Here is an 18,776-nt window from a genome sequence, read left to right on the forward strand (position 1 = left end):
TGCACCGCACCGGACGATCCACAGCGAGGTCAGTATGGCGCGTCCCAGCCTCTTCAGCGAAGCAGTCGCCGACGAGATATGCATCCGCATAATGTGCGGGGACAGCCTAGCTGAAGTCTGCCGGGACGAGGAGATGCCGGCCTATCGCACAGTCATGCGGTGGCTGAAGGACAACGAGCCGTTTAGGCGCAACTACGCGTCCGCGCGCGAGGACCAGGGTCACGCCGATGCGGATGAGATCGGCGACATCGCTCGGCGCATCCTGAAGGGTGAAGTCGACCCGGCCGCAGGTCGGGCCGCTATCGACGCCCTCAAGTGGACCGCCGGCAAGCGGATGCCAAAGGTCTACGGGGACAAGATGGCCCTTGTCGGCGGAGGCAAAGACGACGCGCCCATCAGCCATTCGCACGCCTTCGACCTGAAGGACGCCAGCGACGAGGAGCTTGAAGTCATTGAGCGCTTCGTTCGCCGTCGAGCTGCCGACGCTGGAAGAGATCAGGGCGGAACGGGAGAGGCGGAGGGCTGAGACCGAACGTGCCCGCCTGATCAAGGACCAGGGCGCAATCCGGGCGCGATGCGACAGCCTTCACGGTTTCATCGAAGAGCACTGGTCCATCCTGGAGCCCAAACGCCCGTTTGTGACGGGCTGGGCATTGCAGGCCATGTGCCGGCATCTTGAGGCGGTCACCGACGGCAAGATCCAGTTCCTGCTGATGACAGTCCCGCCAGGGATGATGAAGTCCCTGCTGCTGGTCTTCTGGACCGCATGGGAATGGGGACCGCGGGCCCGGCCCGACCTGCAGACCTTGGCCACCTCCTATAGCCAGGCCAACGTCCTCCGCGACAACCTCAAGCTCCGGCGATTGATCGAGAGCGACCAGTACCGCGCGCTCTGGCCCCTGAACCTGCGGGCCGATCAGAACGCCAAGGGCAAGTTCGAGAACACCGATAACGGGTTCAGCGAGGCCCGCCCCTTCAGCTCCATGACTGGCGGCCGGGGTGACCGGGTCAAGGTCGACGACCCCCACTCGACCGAGAGCGCCGAATCCGACGCTGAGCGCGAGACCGCCGTCCGCATCTTCCGCGAAGGCATCTCCGACCGGATGAACGACGTCCAGACGTCGGCCATCGTCATCATCATGCAGCGCCTGCACGCAAAGGACGTCGCTGCCGTCGCGCTGGAGCTGGACATAGGCTTCGTCCACCTGAACCTCCCGATGGAGTTCGAGGCCGAGCGGGTCGGTGACGACGGCAAGGTGAGCGGTGGACCCTGCCGGACCTACGTCGACGGCGTACTGTTCTTCGAGGATCCGCGCACCAGGGAAGGCGAACTGCTCTTCCCCGAGCGCTTCCCCCTCGCCCAAGTCGCCAAGCTCAAGAAGGCCAAGGGCTCATACGCATGGGCCGGGCAGTATCAGCAGCGGCCCTCCCCTCGTGACGGCGGCATCTTCCTGCGGGAGTGGTTCAAGGTCGCGGCATTCCTGCCGGCCGGTCCGAAACGCACGGTCCGGGCATGGGACATCGGCGCCACGGAAGGCGGCGGAGACCCCAGCGCCGGCGTTCGATGCACCCAGGTCGGGACCGATGAGGAGGCTGGCTACTATTTTACGAATAGCCGGACCGGGCAGTGGAGCCCCGCCCAGCTTGAGGCAGAACTGAAGCTCACCGCTGCCGCCGACACCCAGGAGGTGACGGTCCGTCTTCCCCAGGACCCCGGCGCCGCTGGCAAGGGCTACGTCCAGACCTTGGTCAACAAGCTCCGAGGATATGCGGTCAAGACCGCCCAGCCGACCGGATCCAAGGTCACGCGCGCCACCGCCTTGGCGACCCAGGCCGAGGCCGGCAACGTTTTCATCCTGACGACCGGCGACCCGACCCGAGATGCCTGGATTGAGCCCTTCATCGAAGAGCTGTGCTCATTCCCCTCGGGCACTCACGACGACCAGGTGGACGCTGCGGCTGATGCCTTCAACGAGTTGGCGCTGAACGTCCCTGCGGTGCTCGACATCGACAGCCTGCTGTGAGGTCCGAACCATGGGCGACGTGATTTCCCTGAGCGACGGCCTGGCCAACACCCTCTCCGGCTTGAACACCGAGCGGGACAAAGCGGCGCACAGCTACTACGGCGAGCCAACGCTCGACGCGCACGAGCTGGTCAACGCCTATCGCGGCTCGTGGATGGCCCGGAAGATCGTGGACATCCCGGCGCTGGATAGCTGCAGGAACTGGCGCGCCTGGCAGGCCTCGCAGCCGCAGATCGAAGCCATCGAGGCCGAGGAGAAGCGCCTCAACGTCAGGGGTCGCGTTCTGGAGGCCCGGAAGAAGGCCCGTCTATTCGGCGGCGCCGCGATCTACATCGACCTGGGCGACGACGCGGCGCAGCCCTTGGACGTGACCAAGGTCAAGCAGGCCGGAATCCGCTTCCTCACGGTCTTCACCCCGCGCCAACTCGTGCCGGGCGAAATCGACACCGACCCGATGTCGGAGTTCTTCGGGATGCCGAAGGAGTTCACCGTTGCTGGCGGAGCCACCGGCCAAGCCCGTATTCACCCGTCCCGGCTGACGGTCTTCTACGGCAACGACCTCCCCGACCGGGACATCACCGCCAGCGCCTTCGGATGGGGTGACAGCGTCCTGCTCGCGGTCATGTCGGCGGTAAAGCAGGCTGAGAGCGCCTCGGCCAACATCAACAGCTTGATCTACGAGGCCAACGTCGATGTCGTGTCGATCGAGGGCCTAGCCGAAATCCTCAAGATGGCCGGCGGCGAGGACAAGGTCCGCGACCTGTTGAAGCTGAACCTTGACGCCAAGTCGAACCTGCGGGCGCTCGTCCTGGACGCCAAGAATACCTACGCCCGCAAGGCCGTGAGCTTCGCCTCCCTGCCCGACCTGATGGACCGCTTCGACCAGCACGCCGCCGGCGCCGCCGACATCCCAACGACCCGCTTCATGGGCATGTCGCCCGGCGGGATGAACAGCACCGGCGAGAGCGACCTCCGTAACTACTATGACCGGGTCTCCGCCGGTCAGACGCTCGAGATGGGCCCGGCCATGATGCGTTTCGATGAGGCGCTGATCCGATCGGCCACCGGGATGCGCGACGAGGTTATCCACTACGAGTGGAACCCGCTCTGGCAGCTTGGCGAGACGGAGAAGGCGACGATCTTCAAGACCAAGGCGGACGCGGCGCGCACCATCGCGGGCACGGGCGGTTCCTCGGAGCCTCTGATGCCGCTGGAGGCCCTGTCCGACGCCCTGGTCAACGAACTGATCGAAGACGGCACACTCGCCGGTCTCGAAGGCGCGATGGAGGAATACGGCAAGCTTTCAGAACAAGAGGAAGACCGTGAAGCTGAGGAGGCCGCTATGGCTTCTTCAATCCCCGAAGGCGATCGACCAAACTCTGATACTGATAAACAGCCTTGAGCAGTTCCTTGGCGAGCTCAACGGCGAGGCTGGCCTCTGCTTCGCCGATCTCGTCATAGGATTTGGCTTCAATGTGCGCGGCATCGTTCCCGAGCAGCCGGAGCTCGTCTGCGGCGTCGAGAAGTTCCTTTGGCACGACCACATTGGTGCCGAGGTTTCCTAAACGGTCTTTGAGTGTCTTGCCGGTAGCGGTTCGATCCTCGCATAGCTCTTCGAGAATCCTTCGCACCATCAGCGCTGTAGCCCGATGGGCTCCCGCGGCGTGGCAAGAGATAGCCTCCTCAAGCGAGCTCAGGATACGCGCGGGTAGAGCGGTTGCGTCGAAGTCTATCGTCTCAGGCGGATAGATATGTCGCCCGCCCCGCGGTCCATCTTGGATCATCACCACTCCGAGGCACTCTTGGTTCGGACACACTCTGGCACCTGCCCAGAACCCCGCCTGCGTCGTCTTCTGGCCTGTGGTGAGCGTGAACGGCTCGCTCCAACCCAAATCCGCAACGTTTCGGTTTCGCGCAAACGCGCCTTCGTGACGGCAGTGGGGGCACCTAACGCTGACTGTTCCCCCGTCAGACGCCTCGCCGCCATTTAGAACTTTTCTCATAGGGCCCCCCTTGAGCTCGTGAAGCTGTCGGGATTCGGCCGCAGCCACCACAGGTTAGCCATGCAACTGTTTGACGCCGTCACCCTCGGCGAGCCCAGGCTCACGCGGGACGGATACCTCGTGGCCGATGCCAAGATCGCTCGGACCGGAATCCAGATCTACTCGGGCAAGGAAGTCGATCCAGAGAACAAGCAGGGCTACCGCGACCGTGCGGTTGTGCGGGTCTTCCGGCCTGAAAGCGAGGTCTTCTCGACCGACGCTCTCGCCAGCTTTGCGCACCGCCCGGTCACAAACGACCACCCCGCTGAGGCCGTCTCCGCCGCCAACTGGCGCGACCACAGCGTAGGCATGACCGGCAACGAGATCGCCCGAGACGGCGACTACATCCGCGTCCCGATGGTCGTGATGGACTCCGCCGCTGTCGCCGCCTGGAAAGACGGCAAGCGCGAACTGTCCTGCGGCTACGAGAGCAAGATCGTCTTCGACGCAGGCACGACGCCCGATGGGCAGGCCTACGATGCCATCCAGACCAACATCCGAGGAAACCACCTCGCCATCGTGGCGCGAGGCCGGGCCGGATCGGAATGCCGCATCGGGGATCAGGACGCCCCCGAACGCGGTCGCTCCCCTGCGTCCCTCAACCATGGAGACCGTCATATGACGCTCAAGACCATTACCGTGGACGGCCTCCCGGTCGAGACCACGGACGCCGGCATCGCAGCGATCGAGAAGCTGCGCGGCCTGCTCACTGTCGCCGACACGGCCCGGGCCACGGCCGTCAGCGATCACGCCGCCGCCATAGCCGCCAAGGACAAGGAACTGGCGGAGAAGGACGACGAGATCGAGAAGCTGAAGAAGAAGGTGGTCGAAGACGCTGCCCTCGACGCTCTGGTCGCCGACCGCGCCGCTGTCGTCACCAAGGCAAAGGCGCTGAAGGCTGATGTCGTCACCGACGGCAAATCGATCGAGCAGATCAAGCGCGATGTCCTTGGCGACGCCGTCAAGGAGAAGTCGGCGGACTACGTCGATGCAGCCTGGGATCTGAAGGCGGCCGACACGGCCAACGACAGCATCCGTGACGCCGTCCGTCACCAGGACCAATCCACCAACGATGCCTGGAACGACAGCGTCTTCGCTGCGGCGGGCGTCGATCAGAAGAAGGCGGCCTAACCCATGGCTCTCATCGAAACGCGGGGCACCGCCAACTTCCTCGTCTCCGAGGCAAACGGTATGTATCGCTCGCGCGATGCGGTCACCGTCGCCGCCGGCGCCGCGCCTGGTCTCCTGGCCGGCACGATCCTTGGCAAGCTGACCTCGGGCGGCAACTACGTTGCCTATGCTCCGGGCGGCTCCGACGGCTCCCAGACCATCGCCGGCATCCTGTGGGAAGCCGCCGTCGGCACGGTCAAGAAGACCGTCGTCACCCGCGACGCCGAAGTGAACGGCGCTCATCTCATCTATCAGTCCGGCGCCAATGACGCTGCGAAGGCCACGGCCAACGCTGCGCTCAAGGCCCTCGGCATCATCGTCCGATAAGGGGGCCCACACCATGGCATCGATGGACATCTTCAACTCGTCTGCCTTCTCGATGACGTCCCTCACGGGCGCCGTCCGGAAGGTGGGCTTCAAGCCCCAGCTGCTGGGTGAGCTGGGCATATTCGAGCCCATGCCCGTCCGCACCCGCACGGTCTTCGTCGACCGCCGGGAGGACAAGCTGGTCCTGATTCCGTCCAGCCCGGTCGGCGCTCCGCCGAAGGAGCTGGTGGTCGATCCCCGCAACGCCGTGCCTCTGAAGACCACCCGCCTGGCTGAGGGCTTCACGCTCTACGCCGAAGAACTGCAGGGCATCCGCGCCTTTGGTACGGACTCCGAGTTCGCCCAGGTCCAAACCGAATACCTGAAGCGCATGGCGTCGGTTCGTGACGACATGGAACTGACCCACGAGTTCCACCGCCTCGGCGCCCTGCAGGGCCTGCTGCTGGACGCGGACGGCACCTCGGTGATTTACAACTACTTCACCGAGTTCGGCGTCGCCGAGCCGACCGAGATCGATTTCGATCTGGACAACGCATCCCCGGCCCAAGGCGCGATTCGTCTGAAGTCTGCGGCGCTGATCCGGTCGATGCGTCGTTCGGCGGGCGGTTCGTTCACCCCGGGCACCACGATCCACGCCCTGGCCGGCGATGCGTTCTTCGACGCGCTCGTCACCAGCGCCGAGGTCGAGAAGTCCTACCTCAACTGGGCTGCCGCCGCGGACCTCCGCACCGACAAGTCCTTCACGGCCTTCACCTACGCCGGGATCACCTACCACAACTACCAGGGCACAGACGACAACTCGACCGTCGCCATCCCCACCGACAAGGCGAAGTTCTTCCCCGTCGGCGCCAAGGACGTGTTCAAGAAGGCCATGGCTCCGGCCGAGTTCGGCCCTTACGTGAATACGCTGGGTCAGGACACCTACGCGATGAACATCGTGGACCGTGACCGTCAGGCGTTCACGCGCGGCGAGCTCTACAGCTACCCGCTGTACTTCTGCCAGCGTCCCGACGTCCTGCGCACCGCCCGGAGAACCTGATCATGACGACCTACACGATCGACAATCAGTCCCCGGTCGATAAGGCCTTCACCACGGTCGACGGCTTCCAGATCGTCGCGGCCGGCAAAAAGGCCGACGTTCACACCGCCCAGCCCCTCACCGACGAGTTCATCGCGGTGCTCGAGGCGGACAACGTCAAGGTCACCAAGGCCAAGGGTCAGAAGGACCCGCTGGACCACGATGACGACGGCAAGAAGGGCGGGGCCGCTCCGGCTCCCGCTCCGAAGCCCGAAGACCAGAAGGCCTGACCGATGGCCGGGCATGGAACACCAGAGGGCTTCACAACGTGGCTCGCAGCTCGCGGCCACGACCTGCCCGACGACGCCCCCAGCCCGGCCATTCTTCTCCAACGTGCCGACGACTATCTTGACGCGGTCTACGGCGCGCGGCTGGCAAACACCGAGCCGTCCGACGCCCTGAGCCTCGCCCTGGAGCGGGCAGCCTACGCCGCTGCATGGCATGAAGCCCAGAACCCCGGCTCCCTGTCGGTCTCCGTGGTCGCCTCCCAGCAGGTGAAGCGCGAGAAGATCGACGTCATCGAGGCCGAATATTTCCAAGGGACCGGCGGTGCGCTGGCCACGGCCACGCCGCAACTGTCGTTAGTGGACGGCATTCTCACCCCGTTCCTCGACAAGCCCGGCCTACCCACCATCTTCGTGGTCTGATGACCGCCTTCGAATATTCCCGCCCCCTCGCCACGGCGAACCGTCTAATCGAGCGCTTCGGCCAGCTTGGAGCCATTGAGAAGCCCGGCGAGCCTCTGGGCCCGACCTACGACCCCGGCGAACCGGTCCCCATCACCACCCCTGCCCGCTTCGTCATCATCGGCTTCGAGGCCAAGGAGATCGACGGGACACGGGTCCTCGCCACCGACAAGAAGGCTCTGGTCGCACCGGGCGTGCTGACCGCCGATCCGACGCCCGCTGACCGCTTGGTTGAAGCGAACGGCGTCTCGTGGTCCATTGTCGCCGTCGACACCCTTCGACCGGCGGAGACGACGTTGCTTCACACCCTGCAGGTCCGACGTTGAGCGAGCACAAAGCTCCGACGGAGCGCGCCACGGCAGCATTGCTCGAGATCATTTCGATCTCACAGCATTACCAGGCGGCGATCATCCGTGGCGGAAGCGCCGGGGAAGTCACTGCGATCAGAGGAAAGGCACATGACATGTTGGACGCCTTCCTCGATCAGAAGTCCGAAGCGGCAACCGTAGTCCGCGCCATGATCGCGGGCCACCCCGACGTAGATGGCCTTGCCCAAGAGGGCGCTCGCAGGCTGCTGGACGAATAACCTTATGGCCAGAACCCGGGCGCAACGGCAGGTCTATGCCGACCTGCTGGAGCGCTATGGGCGGGCCGTCGCTGATGCGTTCTTTCGGGCCATTGACGACATCCGGAAGGCCGCATCTCTCCAGGCGGTGACCGCAGCGATCGAAGCCGGCGACATCGAGGGCGCGCTCGACGCATTGGACATCGATCCGGCGGCGTTCAACGACATGCTGGACCGGATCAAGGACGCTCAGACCGCAGGAGGCAACGCCGCGACCGAGGCGATGCCGAAACGCGGGCGGGACGGAACAGCGCTGCAAGTTCGCTTCGATGGCCGGGCATACGCCGCTGAGGCCTGGCTCCGGCAGCACTCATCGGAATTGATTAGCCGGACCACGACCGACATGCGCGCCGCCGCTCGCGCCTCGCTCACCGACAATCTGGCCCGGGGTCGCAATCCCCGACAGGCCGCACTTGACATCGTCGGGCGCCTCAACCGGGTGACCGGCAAGCGCGAGGGTGGCGTCTTGGGCCTATCAGCACCTCAGGAGGCCTATGTCCGATCCGCCCGGGAAGAGCTGGCGTCCGCGGATCCTGCGGCCCTCCGGCACTATCTGACTCGGACCCGTCGGGATCGGCGCTTCGACCGGACCGTGACCAAGGCGATCCGCGAGGGCGTCGCCCCGCCGAAGGAGATCGCGGCGCGGGCGCTCACTGCCTACGAGCGTCGCCTCCTCCAGCTTCGCGGCGAGACCATCGCCCGGGTCGAGACCATGACCGCCCTGCAGCGCGGCAAGCGGCAGGCGTTCGAACAGGCGATCGCGGCCGGGAAAATCAGCGAGGCTGACGTTCGGAAGGCCTGGCGCTCGGCCGGCGACCTTCGCGTCCGCCACACCCACGTGATGCTCAACGGGGACAGCGCGGGCTTCAACGAGCCGTTCAGGTCTGCCTCGGGCTCGCTGATGCAGCATCCCATGGATCAAAGCCTGGGCGCCGGCCCTGACGAGATCGTGGGCTGCCGCTGCGACTGCGAATATCAGATCGACTTCTACGCCAACCTGAGGTGACGCTATGGCTCAGGGCTCGTTCTCGGCGCAGATGAGCGCATGGACCCGAGAGACCAAAGAGCGGATGCGCGCCGTTCACAGGGGTAGCGCTCAGGCCGTCGTGGAGCTGATGCAGACGCCTCGCGGCACCGGCGGCAACCTCCGGGTCGACACGGGCTTCCTCCGCGCCTCTCTCGTAGCGACCACAGGCGCGGCCCTGCCTGCCCAAACTTTCAAACCGGATGGGGTCAAGGCCTTCGCTTATGACGCGGGCCCGATCAACCTGGTCATCGCGAACGCCGACATCAAAGACCCCATCACGGCCGTCTATACCGCCAACTACGCCCGGCCCCGCGAATATGGGGCGCGAGGGCACGCCGCGGATCGCTGGGTCGCACTCGCCGCACAGCGCTGGCCGCAGGTAGTCCAACAGGAATGCGCGAAAGCCCAGGCCTCGGTCGCGTCGCGCTCGGGAGTATAGCCCATGGCCGATCCCGCCGTCGTCACAGCGCTCCTGCTGCAGCAATGCGAGTCCCTCGTTATCTCGTCGCCGGCCATGCCGATCGCCTACCCTGACGTCGCCTTTTCGCCGCCGGCTGATGGCAAGTACCTCCGCGTCGAACTCTTCAAGAATGCACCGTTCTGGGAGGGCCTCGCGTCCGGCCGGATCGACCAGGGGCTGCTTCAGATCATGGTCGTCTGGCCGCGCAATCGTGGGATCATCAAGCCCGCCGAAGTCGCCGCCCTCGTCGAGGAGCACTTCAAGAAGGGCACTCGGATGACGGGCTCTGGCGTGACCGTGAAGGTCAACCGGGAGCCCTACTCCAGCTCTCCGATCACGAGTCCGGACAAGTCCGAGACGCCCGTCACCATTCCGTGGATCGCAGTCTAGCGCCACGGCCCGCCCTATCCCGCGTGGGCTGCGGACCTCTGAAAACAGGAGCCACCCATGGCAATCGGCACGTCCGAGGGCTCGACCGTGTTCATCGGTCCGGTCACCACGGCAACATCGCAATCGGCGCTCGCCGCCCTCACCTACGTCGAGATCGGCAGCGTCGAGAGCATCGGCGAGTTCGGCCCCCAGGGTCAGGATGTCTCGTTCACGCCCCTGAAAGGCCCTAGCGTCCAGCATCTGAAGGGCGCGATCGACAACGGCATGCTGCCGATCGTTTACGCTGCTGATCCTCTGGATCCCGGCCAGATCGCCCTCAGCGCCGCCGCCGCGACGAAGTTCGAATACGCCATCAAGATCGAGCTCAACGACGAAGCCGACGGCAACGACACCCCGACGATCTTCTATGCGCGGGGCCCGGTCTTCGGAAAACGCATCAACGTCGGCGGCGCCAACGACGTCCGGAAGCGCACCTCGAACGTCGGCCTGAACGTCCTGGTCGAGGTCGCCGGCGCCGCGGTCACCTAACTCCTTCTCCCTAAACTTAACGCCGTGGGTCGCGCCCCGGCGTCCTTTTGCAGGACACTCCTATGGACCTCTCCACCCTCGACACCTCAGCCTTGGCCAACGAAGGCGCGGTGCTTCATCTGAACGGCCCCACCGGCCAGCCGCTATTCCAGGACGACGGCGAGACCCCCGTCACGCTGACCCTGCTTGGCGAGGACAGCGATGTCGTCACCAAGGCGAACAACGAGGCCGCCAATCGCTTCCTGACCTCGATGGGCAACGCCCAGGCCGTGACGGCCGAGGTCTCCAAGGCCAACGAGCTGAAGAAGTTCGCTGCGGCCACTGTGGCGTGGGACGGTGTCGTGGTCGAAGGCAAGCGCCTGGACTGCAACGCCGCCACGGCCGGCGCCCTCTACCGGCGCTTCCCGTGGATCGCCGATCAGGTCCGCGTCTTCATCCGTGACCGTGCCCATTTCTTGAAGGCCTCGCCGACGGCCTGATCAGCTTCGCCGAGGCGGTCTCTGGCGGGGTCGATCAAAAGAAACTGCCCCACCTCCCGCCAGCCGCTGCGCGGATTTGGCTCGCCTTCGTTGACCTGCAGGCGACCCGCGACCGGGGCATGGCTGTCGGGCCGATCACCTGGGCCGAGATCAATGCCTACGACGCCGCCACCTTCGCCATGCTGACGGCATGGGAAAAACGCCTGATCCGGCGCGCCGACGACGCCTACGAGGCCGTCCGCCTCGGCGTGAAGCCCAAGCCGACAAGCGTCGCGACGATGCGAGCCACGCTCCGGGCCGCCATCGCCGCGCGAAACGCTAAGAGCCCGCCAGGGGAGGCTTCGAATGACTGACCTCGCCAACCTCGGCATCCGCATCGAAAGCCAGGAAGCCGATGTCGCCGACAAGCGCCTCGACGACCTGGCGGCCTCGGCGGACCGGGCCGAGAAGAGCGTCGACTCCCTCGCGATGGCGGCTCGCCGGGCCGATGGTGCGACCTCGACCATGAACGTCGCCGTTCGGGAACAGGGCCGCATGCTCAACGTCTCGCGCAACGCCATGGGGCTGACGGCAGCGGAAGGCCTCAACCTGTCTCGCCAGTTCGCCGACATTGGCGTCACGGCCGCCATGGGCATGAACCCGCTGATGATCGCTCTTCAGCAGGGGCCGCAGCTGCTGGATATCTTCCAAGTCGCCGCCGTCCGAACGGGGATGACGGTTCGAGCCACGATGATGGCCGCAGCTACCGGCGCTTGGGCTCTGGTCGCACCCTTTGCACCTCTGATCGCCACGGTCGCTCTGGCGGGCGCTGCTATTGGCGGAGTCCTCGCCCTCTCTGCTCGCTCGGCGAACAAGGAGTTTGGCGACTTGAAGGACGGGCTGGGTCTGACCGACGACCAGCTGAAGAAGGTCAAGGACTCGACCATCAGTTTGGGGGACATCGTTGTCGCGACGTTCCAGGAAGTCGGCGAAGCGATCATGGACGCCTTCGACGGGCCGATTAAGTCAGCCCAGAAGCAGACGACATCTTTCCTTGACGAGCTGAAGGCGAACACGATCAAGGAACTGAAGGCCGTCGTCGGCGCATTCGTCGGATCCTACGATGTGATCCGGGGGACGTGGCGCATGCTCCCCGCCGCCATCGGCGATGCCGCGGTCACGGCGGCCAACATTGTGATCCGATCGGTCGAGGGGATCGTCAACGGCGCCGCGTCTGGCATCAACCGAGTCCTTGCGGGCATCCGCGCGCTCGGCGCGATCAACCCAACCTTCGCTTGGGCGTCGGCAATCCGGGACATCGGATCAGTGAGCCTGAACGGGCTGGCGAACCCCTATGGAGGGGCCATGAATGCCATCGGCGCTGCGGGCCAGAACCTCTACGCCGATGGCAATGCGCGGGGCGCGGGCTATGTCGATGCTGGGATCGACGCCGTCGGCAGGCGGGCTCGCGACAATGAGGTCGCGAACATCCGGCGGCAGGCTGGGGACTCCGGCGACACTGACGCCCAGCGGGCAGCGCGTGCTGCTCGGGAAGTCAGTGAAACGATGTGGGCGATGGAGCGCATCGACCTCCAACCCCTGAACATCCAACTGATCGAGCTCGTCGATCCTCTCAAGCTGATCGCCGACGAGGCTCGCCTGATCAATGGGCTGGCTCAAGAGTCGGCGCAGGGCCTGGCCGAGGCATTCGGTGAGAGCGGCCGCGCGCTGGGCGACCTCCTGGTCGGCATGACCGCGTATCAGTCTCGCATCGCTGAGATCAATCTGGCGGAGAAGGAGCACCACCTCAGCGCCATGCAGGCCGAGCGCGAGCGGGCTTATGCTCAGGTCGCCAACTACGGCGACATGCTGAGCGCGGCCAAAGGCTTCTTCCAGGAAGGTTCGGAGGGCTATCGGTTCCTGCAGGCAGCGGAAGCCGCCTACCGCGTCTTCCAGTTCGCGATGTCGGTTCAGGCGATGGCCCAGACCGCAGCGGAGACGGCGGCCAGCGTGGCGGCAAGCGGCACCAAGGCGGCAGCCTCGACGGCGGCCGGCGCTGCGAAGATGTTCGAAACGCTGGGCCCGTACGCCTTCCCGATCGTCGCCGCGATGGTCGCTCTCCTGGCCTCTCTTGGGATGCGTGGCGGCGGTGGCGGCGGCTCTTCCAAGGCAGTGAGCGCTTCGGTGGGCACCTCGCAGGGAATGAACCAGCAGGCCGATCAGAACCGGACCCTCTTCGCTTCGGCTGTGGCTCAACAGGTTGAGGTAAAAGTCACGGCCGACCGGGATGGTCTGAACGCCTACGTTCAACAGACGGCCGGCGAGGTTGCCCGCCCGATGATCGCGCAAGGCATGGCCGCCGCCGCCGGCGCCACCCGGGCCCAGGTATTCTCCGACCTCGACAAGAGCCGAACCTATGATCGAACGGCTGGCTGATGCCTAGGACGCTCCCCACCCCGCGCCTGATCAGCGCCGAGCCTACGATCATCTCCTCGAGCATCGACCAGAGGAGCGCGACCGGATCGAACCGGCAGAAGGGCATGCGGAAAGGCTCGCACTACAGTTACGAGTTCATCCTCGAGCCGACAGACCATGCCGAGGGGTTGGCATGGCTGGACCTGCGCACGGAAGCCGACACGGTCGTCGTCGCCATTCCGCAGATGGGGCTGGAGATTGGCACGCCGGGCACGGCGCTCGTCAACGGCTCCGGGCAGTCAGGCTCTTCGCTGTCCATCAAGGGCTTCGTTCCCGGCTACCAAGTCCGCAAGGGTCAGGCCTTCAACCACATTGGGTCTGATGGAGTTCGCCGGATCTACATCGCCGACGCCGCGGCCACGGCCAACGGCTCCGGCGTCGCGACGATCACTCTGGAGACCATGCTGAACTGGCCGCCGGCCAACAACGAGCCAGTCTCATTCAGCGACGTGCGCATCGAGGGCTTCGCGGCCGTGGAGCGGGGCTCGTTCCTGCAAGACGGCAACGGCTACTACAACATCCGTTTCACGGTCGAAGAGTCCGGCTGATGGATGCCGCCCTCTCTGCCGCCTACAGCCAGCGGGTTTGGACGCGGGCGCTGTTGGTGCGCTTGGACCTGCCCGGCGGGACTTATGCCCTGACCGACGGCGGCTTCGTCGTTCACGAGGGCCAACTGTATCTGGGCGCCGAACCCTCGCTGGGCCTGTTCATCGGTGTCTCCGGCCTGGCCAGCGGAACCGGCAACCAGACGACCCGTGTCGATCTCCGCATCGCGCCTAAGAACAACAGCGCCGCCTCCATCTTGGGGTCGCCCAGCACGCAAGGCAGCCGGGTCCGGGTCTGGCGCGGCGCCATCGACCGAAGGACCGGGCTCCTGATCGGCGAGCCCGTCCTGCGCTTCGACGGCGAGATCGATCAGCCTCGGTTCTCGGTCGGCTCGGATCGTCAGCTCACCATCGCCTGCGGCACGCAGTCCGCTCGGCAGCTTGAAGAGAACGCCGACTGGCGCGCCAACCACGGCTTCCACTCGACCCGTTGGGCCGGTGAGAACGGGATGGTCCGCGTCGCCGGCATTTCGAAGATCACTCAGGACCTGGGGACGTGGCGCACATGATCGACGACCGTCTCCGCCGGGCCGCCGCGGCCGAGGCCTGCCGCCAGCGCTTCTACGGCAAGGCCTATGACCCCGGCGTCCGCGACTGCGTGAAGCTGGCGACCCATGCCCTGGTCAAGATGGGGCACGGCTCGGGCCCGGTGAAGGGCCTCCGCTATGACACGGAGGCAAAGGGCTATCGGCTCTTGCTGAAGGCCGGTTTCAAGACCCTGCCTGAGGCGCTCGATGCGATGGGGCTGCCTCGGATCGCGCCGGCCATGGCCATGCAGGGCGATCTGATCGCGATGCACGCAGGTGACGACAACCCCTTCGGCGCATCCATGATGGTCGCCATGTCGGACGGCCTAGTCCTCGGCTTTAGCGAGGGCGTCTGTTCGACTTGGCGTCCCCTCGCCTATCAGGCCGCCTGGCGCCTCTGATGCCGCAGGCCATCCCCGCCGTCATCGCCGCGATTTCTTATGTCGGCACAGCGACGACGGCTGTGGTCGCGGGAACAGCAACCCTCGCCCAGATCGCGACGGTTGCTGCCGTGGGGATCGGAGCTGGTGTCGGCAGCATGGCGCTGTCGCAAGCGCTGACGCCCCAGATCGCCAGCCAGGGGGCTGCTGTTCAGTGGGAGGCCAACCCTGACGCTCCGTTGCGTTTCGCCTTCGGGCGGGTGGGCGTGAAAGGCAGCATCAAGGATGCGGCGGTTTATGGCCCGGACCGCATGTACGTCAGCTTCGCCTGCACAGTTTCCGCGGCGGGGCCCATCAAGAGCTTCGTCGCGTTCCGAGCTGGCGATTACTACATGTCCTTCAACGGCGCGGGCATGGCGACGACCGAGCCCTACGCGGGTGAGATGTGGCTTTCAACGCGTCTCGGTCTGCAGCCCGACACCGCGCTATCCCTGCCGTCCGGGCTCAAGAACGGAGCCACCTTCCCAGGCTGGAGCAGTGATCGAAAGCTTTCGGGATCGGCGGGCTACCTGATCACCCTCGGCGAGAACTCGAAGCGCACGGCCTACGACGGCAAGATCCCGGCGTTCGTCGCAACGATCGAGGGCCTGTTCTGCTACGACCCCCGCCTCGACAGCACCTATCCTGGCGGCTCCGGTTCCTGCCGGCTGAACAACCCCGCGACGTGGATCTGGACGCAGAACCCCATCTTGTTCGGGCTAAAGTGGGCGTTGGGCCTCTGGGAAGGCCCGACCGGCAAGGGCGCGCCGCAGATCGACTATCAGGTCGGCGGCATCGGCGCGAAGGTCGAGGGCATCCACCTCGCCTCGTTCGTGGCGGCGGCGAACGTGTCGGACGCCAATGGCTGGACCAGCGCCGCCTACCCCTCCACCGACGACGACAAAGCCCAAGTCCTGGACGGTTTCCTGAAGGCGGGCGGCGCCATGTACGCGGAGATCGCGGGCAAGATCGCCTGCATCCACCGCGCGGCTCCCCGGGCAACGGTCTTCACCGTGACCGTCCGCGACACCGCTGGCCCGGTCGAGATCGACACCGCCTCGTCCAAGCTCAACCGCATCAACACGATCCGGCCGCGATATTGGGCAGAGGATCAAGAGTGGGAGATGACCGCCCTTCCGGAGGTGACGTCCACTGTATGGCAGGAGGAAGACGGGCAAGGCGTCGCCGTGAAGCGCACCCGCGGCGCGGACTACACCTTTGTCCCTCAGGCCAAGCAGGCCCGTGAGCTGGCCAGTCTGGAGATTTCGAACAGTCGCGAGGGCATCCGGGGGCGTGTTCCGCTCCGCCCCTACATGGACCCGGAGCCCGGCAACTGCTTCATCTTCGACGAGCCCGACTTCGCCCTTTCGAATGTCAAATGCTTCGTCCTCAACGTCGAAGACGACACCGAAAACGACACGGTCATCGTCACCTTCGAGACCGAGACCGACGGCAAATATCCGTTCGCCTATGGCCAGACAGGCAGCCCACCGCCGCCGCAAGAGCTGGACCCGATCGACCCGCGAGAGGTCACCCCGCCCGCTCCTTTGGATTGGACCGTCGTCGTGCGCCCTCCAGCGCCAGGCGGCGGCCAGCTGCCCGGCTTCGACGTTGCAGGGGTCGTCAACAATGCGACAGCTCACCGGGTTCTTGTCGAAACCGGGCCCGGCGAGGACGGCCCGTGGACGCAGGCCTATTCCGGCCCGCCGACGGCCGAGCGGATCCAGATCACCGTTGATCCTGGCGTCGCCTACTACGTCGCTGTCAGCTACTTTAACGCGGCCGGAAACCAGTCCACGCGATCCGTCTATGGGCCCTATGTCGCCGGCAACCTTGTATCCGACGACACAGCCGGCGTCGGCGGAACGCCCGCGGCGGAGCTGATCAGCTTCTTCCGGGAGGCGCAGGGCCTGGTCGCCGAGACCGACAACGCCGCCGAGACCCTGATCCGGGAGACGCTAGACCGTCACGCGCGTGTGGTGGCGGAGAAGGAAGCGCGGATCGCCGACATCCTCGACGAGGAGACGGCGCGGATCGCGGCGATCACGGCCGAACAGGCGGCGCGGGTCGCGGGTCTGCTGGCTGAAGCCCAGGCGCGGGGCGAGGCCATCGTCGGGGTGTCGACCACGGTAACGGTCGTCGCGTCCGCTCTGTCCGCCGAAGTCACGACGCGGACGGAGCAATATGCGGCGACGGTCAACAGCGTCGCCCTGGTCGACGGCCGGGTCACGACCGTGGCCGGGAACCTGTCGGCGGAGACGGCGACGCGGCTGACGCAGATCAGCGCGGTGAACGCCTCGATCGCGGGCGTCGACAGCCGGGTCACGACATCGGCTAACGACCTCGCCTCGCTGACGTCGTCGGTGACGACGCAGTTCTCCTCGGTGAACGGCACGCTGGCGGAGGTGGTCACGCTGGCGAACACGGTCTCGACCGGGCTGGCGGCCGAGACCTCCACGCGCGCGCTGCAGATCAGCAGCGTGCAAGGCTCGATTGCCGGCGTTGATGCGCGGGTGACCACGTCCGCGAATGATCTGGCCGCCCTGACGACGTCGGTGACGTCCCAGTTCAGCACGGTCAACGGCACGCTGTCGGCGCACACGACGTCGATCACCACGAACGCCTCGGCTATCTCAGCCGAAACCACGGCGCGCACGTCCCAGATCAGCAGCATCAACGGCTCGCTGTCCGAGGTGATCACCCTGGCGAACACGGTCAGCACGGCGCTGGCGGCAGAGACGACGACGCGGAGCGGTCAGTTCAGCACCCTCGGTACGTCGATCGCGGGCGTGGACGCGAGGGTCACCACCAACGCGACGGACCTCGCCGCCCTCACCTCCTCGGTGACCAGCCAGTTCTCGTCGGTCAACGGCAACCTGTCCGCCGTCATCAGCCTGGCCAACACGACGGCGACGCTGAACGCCGCGCTGACCCAGACCGTGACCGATCTGACGGCCTCGACGACCGCAGGGCTGGCGAACGTTAACACCACCCTGACCGCGCTTTCGGACGCGGATCAGGTCCTCGCCTCATCGATCTCGACGGCCCAGACCACGGCCAACGGCGCAAGCGCCAGCGCAACCTTCGTGCTGTCGGCGCTGAATGGAAACCAAGCCTACGCCGCCCTGCTGACCGACGTGAACGGTCGCTTCACCGGCATGCGGATCAACGGCGCGACACAGGCCGTCGACTTCCTCGCGGAATATTTCAACGTCACGGCCGGGTCGGGCGGCGGCATCAGCTACAGCGCGGCCTCGAAGGTCTTCAAGATCTACGACGCGACGTCGAAGACGGTGCTGCGGGCCAGCGGCGACATCCGCATGTGGTCGGGGCCGGCGTCGGTCGCGGACGGCTCCGAGACCGCAGAGAACGGGGTCCTCGCCATCGGGCCGGGCGTCGCATCGGGAGGCCGCTTCAACGGTCAGACGCTATCCGGCCCTTTTGACTCCGGCGCACCGGGATCGGGGATCACCGACCTGACCACGACGTATCAGACACTCGCCTATGTCGAGCGGCCGATGCGGGACGGCGGCTACGTCACGCTGCGGGTGCAGGGCGAGGCCTCCGGCAACGCCAACCCGGACGGCGAGGGGGTTCGCAACTGGACCATCGACTATCGCCTCGTTTCGACCGCGCTCGACGGGTCGGACCTTGAAACGATCCTGACGGCCTCGTTCGGCGGATCGCACACCGGAACGATCAGCTTCGTCGACGCGGGGCTCAGCAGCTGGGACCCGTCGGTCACGGCGAAGAACGGCCAGCGCCGACTGGCGTGGCAGGCCCGCCGCGCCTCGGACGGCGTCACCACGGCGGCCAGCGTCCGCAACATGCGCATCAGCGGCTTCTACGCCGGCTGAAGCAGGGAAGCGCCAGAATGAGACGTGTAACGACGACGGAAGCCACCAATCTAACAGGTGTTCGCTGTGTCCGGGGGA

The 18,776-nt window shown here is 65.9% G+C and carries 22 protein-coding genes; 21 read left to right on the forward strand and 1 reads right to left on the reverse strand.

The features are described from left to right. Positions 1-34 precede the first annotated feature (34 nt). Genes O5O43_RS08715 through O5O43_RS08725 form a run of 3 tightly spaced genes read left to right on the forward strand, consistent with a single transcriptional unit; the run spans position 35 to position 3,426 of the window. Complete coding sequence (locus O5O43_RS08715) at positions 35-526, forward strand: hypothetical protein (RefSeq protein WP_271083495.1); 492 nt, start codon at positions 35-37, stop codon at positions 524-526. Further along, a complete protein-coding gene (gene terL / locus O5O43_RS08720) occupies positions 453-2,024 on the forward strand; it encodes a phage terminase large subunit (protein ID WP_271083496.1) in 1,572 nt (523 codons plus the stop codon). Before O5O43_RS08715 ends, terL begins: the two co-directional genes overlap by 74 nt. A 10-nt stretch (positions 2,025-2,034) precedes the next feature. Further along, the gene (locus tag O5O43_RS08725; RefSeq protein ID WP_271083497.1) at positions 2,035-3,426 is read left to right on the forward strand and encodes a phage portal protein; all 1,392 of its coding nucleotides are present in this window, start codon (positions 2,035-2,037) and stop codon (positions 3,424-3,426) included. Here O5O43_RS08725 and O5O43_RS08730 read toward each other — a convergent pair. After that, positions 3,365-3,808 carry a DUF4145 domain-containing protein gene (locus O5O43_RS08730; protein WP_271083498.1) on the reverse strand — a complete coding sequence of 148 codons (444 nt, stop codon included), beginning with the start codon at positions 3,806-3,808 and terminating at the stop codon, positions 3,365-3,367. The two genes, O5O43_RS08725 and O5O43_RS08730, sit on opposite strands and share 62 nt — an antisense overlap. A gap of 279 nt (positions 3,809-4,087) precedes the next feature. Here O5O43_RS08730 and O5O43_RS08735 point away from each other — a divergent pair, with 279 nt between their 5' ends. From O5O43_RS08735 to O5O43_RS08820, 18 genes are all read left to right on the forward strand, one after another. Further along, positions 4,088-5,197: a DUF2213 domain-containing protein gene (locus O5O43_RS08735; protein WP_271083499.1), complete on the forward strand. Its 1,110-nt coding sequence runs from the start codon at positions 4,088-4,090 to the stop codon at positions 5,195-5,197. A 3-nt stretch (positions 5,198-5,200) separates the two neighbouring features. Next, the gene (locus O5O43_RS08740) at positions 5,201-5,563 is read left to right on the forward strand and encodes a head decoration protein (protein ID WP_271083500.1); all 363 of its coding nucleotides are present in this window, start codon (positions 5,201-5,203) and stop codon (positions 5,561-5,563) included. A gap of 13 nt (positions 5,564-5,576) precedes the next feature. Beyond that, complete coding sequence (locus O5O43_RS08745; protein ID WP_271083501.1) at positions 5,577-6,602, forward strand: major capsid protein; 1,026 nt, start codon at positions 5,577-5,579, stop codon at positions 6,600-6,602. A gap of 2 nt (positions 6,603-6,604) precedes the next feature. Beyond that, entirely contained in the window at positions 6,605-6,871 is a 267-nt protein-coding gene (locus O5O43_RS08750; protein ID WP_271083502.1) for a hypothetical protein, read from the forward strand. A 3-nt stretch (positions 6,872-6,874) separates the two neighbouring features. Then, a complete protein-coding gene (locus O5O43_RS08755; protein WP_271083503.1) occupies positions 6,875-7,288 on the forward strand; it encodes a DnaT-like ssDNA-binding protein in 414 nt (137 codons plus the stop codon). Further along, positions 7,288-7,653 carry a hypothetical protein gene (locus tag O5O43_RS08760; RefSeq protein ID WP_271083504.1) on the forward strand — a complete coding sequence of 122 codons (366 nt, stop codon included), beginning with the start codon at positions 7,288-7,290 and terminating at the stop codon, positions 7,651-7,653. Before O5O43_RS08755 ends, O5O43_RS08760 begins: the two co-directional genes overlap by 1 nt. Next, positions 7,650-7,913, forward strand: a complete 264-nt coding sequence (locus O5O43_RS08765) for a hypothetical protein (RefSeq protein WP_271083505.1) — start codon at positions 7,650-7,652, stop codon at positions 7,911-7,913. The genes O5O43_RS08760 and O5O43_RS08765 overlap by 4 nt, the downstream gene beginning before the upstream one ends. A gap of 4 nt (positions 7,914-7,917) precedes the next feature. After that, positions 7,918-8,958 carry a phage minor head protein gene (locus tag O5O43_RS08770; RefSeq protein ID WP_271083506.1) on the forward strand — a complete coding sequence of 347 codons (1,041 nt, stop codon included), beginning with the start codon at positions 7,918-7,920 and terminating at the stop codon, positions 8,956-8,958. A gap of 64 nt (positions 8,959-9,022) precedes the next feature. After that, positions 9,023-9,418, forward strand: coding sequence for a hypothetical protein (locus tag O5O43_RS08775; protein ID WP_271083507.1), 396 nt, complete (start codon positions 9,023-9,025; stop codon positions 9,416-9,418). A gap of 3 nt (positions 9,419-9,421) precedes the next feature. Continuing rightward, positions 9,422-9,829, forward strand: coding sequence for a phage tail terminator-like protein (locus tag O5O43_RS08780; protein ID WP_271083508.1), 408 nt, complete (start codon positions 9,422-9,424; stop codon positions 9,827-9,829). A 57-nt stretch (positions 9,830-9,886) separates the two neighbouring features. Beyond that, the gene (locus O5O43_RS08785; RefSeq protein ID WP_271083509.1) at positions 9,887-10,357 is read left to right on the forward strand and encodes a hypothetical protein; all 471 of its coding nucleotides are present in this window, start codon (positions 9,887-9,889) and stop codon (positions 10,355-10,357) included. Positions 10,358-10,419: 62 nt separating this feature from the next. Beyond that, positions 10,420-10,836 carry a hypothetical protein gene (locus O5O43_RS08790; RefSeq protein WP_271083510.1) on the forward strand — a complete coding sequence of 139 codons (417 nt, stop codon included), beginning with the start codon at positions 10,420-10,422 and terminating at the stop codon, positions 10,834-10,836. A 119-nt stretch (positions 10,837-10,955) separates the two neighbouring features. Then, on the forward strand, positions 10,956-11,189 hold the full coding sequence (locus tag O5O43_RS08795) for a hypothetical protein (RefSeq protein WP_271083511.1): 234 nt from the start codon (positions 10,956-10,958) through the stop codon (positions 11,187-11,189). Further along, positions 11,182-13,251: a phage tail length tape measure family protein gene (locus tag O5O43_RS08800; protein ID WP_271083512.1), complete on the forward strand. Its 2,070-nt coding sequence runs from the start codon at positions 11,182-11,184 to the stop codon at positions 13,249-13,251. The genes O5O43_RS08795 and O5O43_RS08800 overlap by 8 nt, the downstream gene beginning before the upstream one ends. After that, a complete protein-coding gene (locus O5O43_RS08805; RefSeq protein WP_271083513.1) occupies positions 13,251-13,838 on the forward strand; it encodes a hypothetical protein in 588 nt (195 codons plus the stop codon). Before O5O43_RS08800 ends, O5O43_RS08805 begins: the two co-directional genes overlap by 1 nt. After that, positions 13,838-14,404 (forward strand): hypothetical protein, encoded by a 567-nt coding sequence (locus O5O43_RS08810; protein ID WP_271083514.1) that lies wholly within the window; start codon positions 13,838-13,840, stop codon positions 14,402-14,404. The genes O5O43_RS08805 and O5O43_RS08810 overlap by 1 nt, the downstream gene beginning before the upstream one ends. Then, on the forward strand, positions 14,401-14,823 hold the full coding sequence (locus tag O5O43_RS08815; RefSeq protein ID WP_271083515.1) for a hypothetical protein: 423 nt from the start codon (positions 14,401-14,403) through the stop codon (positions 14,821-14,823). The genes O5O43_RS08810 and O5O43_RS08815 overlap by 4 nt, the downstream gene beginning before the upstream one ends. After that, the gene (locus tag O5O43_RS08820) at positions 14,823-18,698 is read left to right on the forward strand and encodes a hypothetical protein (protein ID WP_271083516.1); all 3,876 of its coding nucleotides are present in this window, start codon (positions 14,823-14,825) and stop codon (positions 18,696-18,698) included. Before O5O43_RS08815 ends, O5O43_RS08820 begins: the two co-directional genes overlap by 1 nt. Positions 18,699-18,776: the final 78 nt, after the last annotated feature.

This window comes from Brevundimonas sp. NIBR11, from assembly GCF_027912535.1.
Classification (GTDB): Bacteria; Pseudomonadota; Alphaproteobacteria; order Caulobacterales; family Caulobacteraceae; genus Brevundimonas.

Bases quoted from the DNA above. Each gene is read 5' to 3' on its own strand.
- O5O43_RS08715 (WP_271083495.1), top strand. From the start codon at position 35: ATGGCGCGTCCCAGCCTCTTCAGCGAAGCAGTCGCCGACGAGATATGC.
- O5O43_RS08725 (WP_271083497.1), top strand. From the start codon at position 2,035: ATGGGCGACGTGATTTCCCTGAGCGACGGCCTGGCCAACACCCTCTCC.
- O5O43_RS08730 (WP_271083498.1), bottom strand. From the start codon at position 3,808: ATGATCCAAGATGGACCGCGGGGCGGGCGACATATCTATCCGCCTGAG.
- O5O43_RS08735 (WP_271083499.1), top strand. From the start codon at position 4,088: ATGCAACTGTTTGACGCCGTCACCCTCGGCGAGCCCAGGCTCACGCGG.
- O5O43_RS08740 (WP_271083500.1), top strand. From the start codon at position 5,201: ATGGCTCTCATCGAAACGCGGGGCACCGCCAACTTCCTCGTCTCCGAG.
- O5O43_RS08745 (WP_271083501.1), top strand. From the start codon at position 5,577: ATGGCATCGATGGACATCTTCAACTCGTCTGCCTTCTCGATGACGTCC.
- O5O43_RS08750 (WP_271083502.1), top strand. From the start codon at position 6,605: ATGACGACCTACACGATCGACAATCAGTCCCCGGTCGATAAGGCCTTC.
- O5O43_RS08755 (WP_271083503.1), top strand. From the start codon at position 6,875: ATGGCCGGGCATGGAACACCAGAGGGCTTCACAACGTGGCTCGCAGCT.
- O5O43_RS08760 (WP_271083504.1), top strand. From the start codon at position 7,288: ATGACCGCCTTCGAATATTCCCGCCCCCTCGCCACGGCGAACCGTCTA.
- O5O43_RS08770 (WP_271083506.1), top strand. From the start codon at position 7,918: ATGGCCAGAACCCGGGCGCAACGGCAGGTCTATGCCGACCTGCTGGAG.
- O5O43_RS08775 (WP_271083507.1), top strand. From the start codon at position 9,023: ATGCGCGCCGTTCACAGGGGTAGCGCTCAGGCCGTCGTGGAGCTGATG.
- O5O43_RS08780 (WP_271083508.1), top strand. From the start codon at position 9,422: ATGGCCGATCCCGCCGTCGTCACAGCGCTCCTGCTGCAGCAATGCGAG.
- O5O43_RS08785 (WP_271083509.1), top strand. From the start codon at position 9,887: ATGGCAATCGGCACGTCCGAGGGCTCGACCGTGTTCATCGGTCCGGTC.
- O5O43_RS08790 (WP_271083510.1), top strand. From the start codon at position 10,420: ATGGACCTCTCCACCCTCGACACCTCAGCCTTGGCCAACGAAGGCGCG.
- O5O43_RS08795 (WP_271083511.1), top strand. From the start codon at position 10,956: ATGGCTGTCGGGCCGATCACCTGGGCCGAGATCAATGCCTACGACGCC.
- O5O43_RS08800 (WP_271083512.1), top strand. From the start codon at position 11,182: ATGACTGACCTCGCCAACCTCGGCATCCGCATCGAAAGCCAGGAAGCC.
- O5O43_RS08805 (WP_271083513.1), top strand. From the start codon at position 13,251: ATGCCTAGGACGCTCCCCACCCCGCGCCTGATCAGCGCCGAGCCTACG.
- O5O43_RS08810 (WP_271083514.1), top strand. From the start codon at position 13,838: ATGGATGCCGCCCTCTCTGCCGCCTACAGCCAGCGGGTTTGGACGCGG.
- O5O43_RS08815 (WP_271083515.1), top strand. From the start codon at position 14,401: ATGATCGACGACCGTCTCCGCCGGGCCGCCGCGGCCGAGGCCTGCCGC.
- O5O43_RS08820 (WP_271083516.1), top strand. From the start codon at position 14,823: ATGCCGCAGGCCATCCCCGCCGTCATCGCCGCGATTTCTTATGTCGGC.